Raw genomic sequence first — 5225 nt, 5'->3', positions numbered from 1 at the left:
CTGGCGGGGTGCGGGGCGCGGGGCGGCGCGTTTGTTTGGGTGGCCCTGTGGTGGCGGGCCGCCGTTTCCCCGCGGGGGCGGGGCCCCCACCCCCCCCCCCCCCCCTTCCGCACATCCGGTCTCGCTAGCCGAGTCCGCGGGAATCCTGCTTGAGCGCCGTGTCGACGGTCAGCGCCGTCGCGACGACGAGGCTCAGCAGCGGCTCGGGGAGCTGGAAGTGGATCTGCAGGACGTAGTTGTCCGCGGTCGTGAACATCGTCTTGGCGAGGCCTTCCCAGGTCTTCGTGATCCGGGCCACCTCGTTGTCCGTGTGGTCGACGATCGCGAAGTTCCAGGCACGCCAGTTCTCCGCCTTGATCGCACCGACCTTCTGGCCGTTGACGTTCATCGCGAAGTTGATCTTGCCGATCATGTTCTGCTGGACTATCTCGCCGACGGGCGAACCGTCCGGACGCGACACGATCACCCGCGACTTGAGGAACTTCGCGGGGCGCGTGAGCAGCAGCTGCGGCTGGCCGTGCGCGTCACGGATCTCCAGCTTGTGCGTCATGAACTGGTCGAGGCTTGAGACGAAGCGCAGGATCTTCTTGATCATGCCCTGGCCGACCTGGACGACCGAGCCGATCAGATTGCCCTGCTGGTCCATGACCTTGTACTCGTTGGTCAGCTCGATCAGCTTGGCCTTCTGGTTCACCACCAGGACCGGTTCGGTGAAGAGGCTGCCGCCGCCGACGCCGCTCGGGGCCACCCCGGCCTGCTGCTGCACCTGGCGCTGCACGCGCGGGTCCGCACCCGGTGCGGCCTGCTGGGGGAACGCCTGCTGCGGCGGCTGGCCCTGCTGCGGCACATGCTGTCCGGCCGGAGCCTGCTGGTCGGTCCACTGCGAACCGTCCCAGTAGCGCTGCGTCTGAGGCGCGTTGGGGTCCGGGTACCAACCTGCAGGAGTGTTCGAATGCGTGGTCACCGGGGCACCCTACCGTGACATGGCCGGAACTCAACCGTCAGCCGGGTATCCATCAGGCGGTGATGAGGGCCGGGTCGCTGACACCGGGTTGGCCATTATCGACATGTCCGGCGAATCGCCGCAGGAAGCCCGACTCCGCGTCCCAGCCGACGGTCAGGTCGTACCAGCGCTTGCTCGCCCGCAGGTCCACCGTGTGCTTCACGGTCGCGCCCGCCCGCACCCGGAAGACACGAGGCTTCCCGCCATAGCCGTCGGTGAGCTTGAGCGTCGCTGTGGCGGCGCCCATGTTGACGAGGGTGAGCTCCACGTCGCAGCCGACATGGCGGGCGGTGACCTCGGGCGCCGCTGTCCTGTTGGCCCCCTTGAAGGTACGCAGGAAGCCGTTCGGACCGTGCACCGTGAGGTCGTACGAGCCGGCCGAGTAGGCCGAGTTCCAGGTGTCCGAGACCGTCTTCCCCGCCTCGGTGGTGTACGTCCAGGGGCCGTCGGTGCGGTTGCCCGAGGTGACGAGGAACGCAGCGCCGGCCCTGGCGCCGGAGCCGAAGGTCAGCGTGAACTTGCCGGCCGCGATGTCCGCCGAACCGTCCACGAGGGGCGCGTACTTGAGGGGGCGGGCCGGGCGCGAACCGCGCTCCTGCCGGGGCAGGGCGGGGTTCGCCGGCGGGGTCGGCACATAGTCCGGGTGCCGATCGCCGTCCGGCGGCCGGTAGCCGTCGGTGTTCGGCAGCGCGACCGGCTTGGTGTCCTTGTGCGCGAAGTCGAAGGCGGCGGTGAGGTCGCCGGTGATGGCACGCCGCCACGGTGAGATGTTGGGCTCGCGCACCCCGAACCGGGCTTCCATGAACCGGATGATCGAGGTGTGGTCGAGCGTCTCGGAACAGACGTAACCGCCCTTGCTCCAGGGCGAGACGACGAGCATCGGCACCCGCTGGCCGAGTCCGTACGGCCCGGCGGCGCGGCTCGCGTCACCCTGGTACAGCTCCGGGCCGACGTCGACCGTGGACTTGCCCTGCGCGGCGGACTGCGGCGGGAACGGCGGCACCAGGTGGTCGAAGAAGCCGTCGTTCTCGTCGTACGTGATGAACAGCGCCGTCCTGCTCCACACCTCGGGGTCGGAGGTGAGCGCGTCCAGCACCTGGGAGATGTACCAGGCACCGTAGTTGGCGGGCCAGTTGGGGTGCTCGGTGAAGGCCTCGGGTGCGGCGATCCAGGAGATCTTCGGCAGCTTCCCGCCCTGCACGTCGGCCCGGAGCCGGTCGAAGAAGCCCTCGCCCTTGCGGGCGTCGGTGCCGGTGCGGGCCTTGTCGTAGAGCGGGTCGCCGGGCTTGGCGTTGCGGTACTGGTTGAAGTACAGCAGCGAGTTGTCGCCGTAGTTTCCGCGGTAGGCGTCCGGTATCCAGCCCCAGGAGCCGTTCGCGTCGAGCCCGTCGCCGATGTCCTGGTAGATCTTCCAGGAGATCCCGGCCGCCTCGAGCCGCTCGGGGTACGTCGTCCAGCCGTACCCGGCCTCGTCGTTGCCGAGGACCGGGCCGCCACCCTTGCCGTCGTTGCCCGTGTAACCCGTCCACATGTAGTAGCGGTTCGGGTCCGTGGAACCGATGAACGAGCAGTGGTACGCGTCGCAGATGGTGAACGAGTCGGCCAGCCCGTAGTGGAACGGGATGTCCTCACGCGTCAGATAGGCCATCGTCGTCGCCGACTTGGCGGGCACCCACTTGTCGTACTTGCCCTTGTTGAACGCGGCGTGCCCGTCGCTCCAGCCGTGCGGGAGGTCCTGGATGAACGCGAGACCGAGGTCGTCCGCCTCCGGGTGGAAGGGAAGGACGTCCTTGGTGCCGTCCGACTGGTACCAGACCGACTTGGTGCCCGTGGTGGTCGCCGGACGCGGGTCGCCGAAGCCGCGGACACCCCTCAGCGAACCGAAGTAGTGGTCGAACGAACGGTTCTCCTGCATCAGGACGACGATGTGCTCGACGTCCTCGATCGTGCCCGAACGGTGGTGCGCGGGCAGGGCCGCCGCACGCTGGATGCTGCTGGACAACGCGGTGAACGCCGTGGTGCCACCGGCGAGTTGGAGGAATCGGCGCCGATTCACTTGGGGCATGGGTGGGTGACCTCTTGTCCTGACGGGCCCATTCGGCCGGATGCTGATGGAACGTGCGCGAATGGAGTGTTCCAAGAGCACCAAACGTCAGGGAAGGGCCCCGTGGCGCTGGCGTGAAACTCGGCGGTACGCGAGACGAACGATTTCGGACGAGGCGTCAGGGCTCTATGAAGCCGTCCCGCTCCTCCGGTTCGACTCCAGGCGTGATGTCGACAGTGTCATGCGGAGCCTCCTCCTTGTGTGGTGCACGATCCGTCACCCCGGATCGCGGTGGTCACCGTGCTTCGCGCTGCCTGCCCAAGGACCGCGCGGGGCACGGATGTACTCGCCCGGCATCATGTCCGGGCGTCGCCCGGGTACGAGGAACGGACGGCTGCCGGCCGTCCGCCGGACCGGGTCGAGGACCATGCTGCTGTACGGGCGTCCCAGACCCTGACGGCTTGTCGTTGCTCGACACAGATGGCTGCAGGGAGCGGACTCTTCGTCTGTGACCCGGCGCATCCCTGGAGGGAACTGGGCGGGTCCGGTGCGCTGTCGCACGGGCTGTCGGACCGGCCGCTGCTCCGTCTCCGCCGAACGTACGCCCCAGCCGACGGCGCGCCAGGGGGCCGGGATCCCCGGCGTCACCGCGTCCGCTGCCGGATGGTCCACCGAACCGAGGCATCATGCCGCTCCCGCAGCTCACCGTCCACCGTCATGACCGAGGTGAGCGGGTGCTGATCACCCTGGCCGGTGAGATCGACCTCGAATCGGCCCCGCTGGTACGTACGGCGCTGGCGCGATGTCTGAGCGACGGCATCCGCACCATCGACATCGACCTCACACCAGTCACCTTCTGCGACTGCACCGGCCTCAACGTCTTCCTCCACGCCGCGCAGCCGACCACCGAGGCCGGCGGGACCCTGCGACTGCACCACCCGCCGGCGACACTGGGCCTGATCCTCGACCTCACCCGCTCCGGGTTCCTGCTCCTCGACGATCCACTCGAGCATCTGTCACCTCCGCTCGGGGATGTCCCGGCCCCGACCGCCCAGACCCCACGGCTCCGGGCTGTTCCGGGAGCCGCCCAGCCCACCAGCCTCTCCCGGACCATGTGTGGCCGGGCCCGTCCGCCGCGTCCTGCGCTTCGGCATCCCCCGAATGCAGTCACGCGGCTGCCAGGACGATGGCCGTGTAGTGCGCGGTGAAGGCGGTGATGGTCAGGGCGTGGAAGACCTCGTGGAAGCCGAACCAGGCCGGTGAAGGATCGGGACGCTTGAGGGCGTAGACGACCGCGCCCGCGCTGTAGAGCAGCCCGCCGGCCACGATCAGGGCGAGTACGGCCGCTCCGCCGGTGTGCAGGAAGTCGGGCAGGTAGCACACCGGTGCCCATCCCAGGGCCAGGTAGCACGGGGTGTACAGCCAGCGCGGAGCTGCGACCCACAGGACCCGGAACGCGATGCCGGTCAGTGCGCCTGTCCACACGATCCACAGCAGCAGGGACCGCTGGTCCGACGGGAGGAGGAGCACTGCCAGGGGGGTGCAGGTGCCGGCAATGATCAGGAAGATGTTCGCGTGGTCCAGCCGCCGCAGGACCGCCTCCCCGCGCGGACCCCACGTTCCCCTGTGGTAGACCGCGCTGGTACCGAACAGCAGGCAGGCCGACACCGCGTACACCGAGCAGGCCGCCACTGCCGCAGCCGAACGCGAAACGGCGATCAGGACGACGCCGCCGACCAGCGAGAGCGGGAACACCCCGGCGTGCAGCCAGCCGCGCATCCTCGGCTTCACCGCAGCCGCCGCACGCTCCGCCCCGCCTTCCAGGCCGGCGTCCGCCGGCATGGCAGTCAGTCGGCCGGCTGCGCTTGCAGGCGCATGAACCGCCGGGGTGCGCAGGGCGTCGGGCGTGGAGCCGGGGCCGGGCTGGAAGTGTCGTCCGTGTGCCGGCGGCTCAGAATCTTCGGCGATCATGCACTCATATTCTTGAAATCGGCGGAAGAGTTCGGTCCGGTGCTTCGCCGCGGCCCGCGGTTCAGGTGGCGGTCGTGTGCCCGGATGCGGTGCGGCGGTGTTCGGCGTTGATGCGCTGGGCTTCTTCGAGCTGGTCTTCGAGGATGACGATGCGGCAGGCGGCCTCGATGGGGGTCCCGTGGTCGACGAGTTCGCGGGCGCGGGCGG

General features: G+C 69.1%; 4 protein-coding genes and 1 pseudogene. 1 reads left to right on the top strand and 4 read right to left on the bottom strand.

The annotated features are described in order from the left end of the window. Nucleotides 1-124 precede the first annotated feature (124 nt). Nucleotides 125-964 (bottom strand): phospholipid scramblase-related protein, encoded by an 840-nt coding sequence (locus ACWD68_RS41510; RefSeq protein WP_451811657.1) that lies wholly within the window; start codon nucleotides 962-964, stop codon nucleotides 125-127. Nucleotides 965-1016: 52 nt separating this feature from the next. Continuing rightward, nucleotides 1017-3068 carry a phosphocholine-specific phospholipase C gene (locus tag ACWD68_RS41505; RefSeq protein ID WP_451811656.1) on the bottom strand — a complete coding sequence of 684 codons (2052 nt, stop codon included), beginning with the start codon at nucleotides 3066-3068 and terminating at the stop codon, nucleotides 1017-1019. Between the two features lie 665 nt (nucleotides 3069-3733). Here ACWD68_RS41505 and ACWD68_RS41500 point away from each other — a divergent pair. Beyond that, on the top strand, nucleotides 3734-4255 hold the full coding sequence (locus ACWD68_RS41500) for an STAS domain-containing protein (protein WP_451811655.1): 522 nt from the start codon (nucleotides 3734-3736) through the stop codon (nucleotides 4253-4255). On the opposite strand, the gene trhA is transcribed toward ACWD68_RS41500, so the two are convergent. Next, nucleotides 4215-5018, bottom strand: a complete 804-nt coding sequence (gene trhA, locus ACWD68_RS41495; protein ID WP_451811654.1) for a PAQR family membrane homeostasis protein TrhA — start codon at nucleotides 5016-5018, stop codon at nucleotides 4215-4217. The two genes, ACWD68_RS41500 and trhA, sit on opposite strands and share 41 nt — an antisense overlap. Nucleotides 5019-5079: 61 nt before the next feature. Next, nucleotides 5080-5225: pseudogene (locus ACWD68_RS41490) on the bottom strand (MerR family transcriptional regulator); the annotation flags it as partial.

It is taken from the genome of Streptomyces sp. NPDC005141, assembly GCF_053599975.1.
Note: the sequence above shows the minus strand (reverse complement) of the source record. Positions and strands in the feature narration are given on the sequence as shown.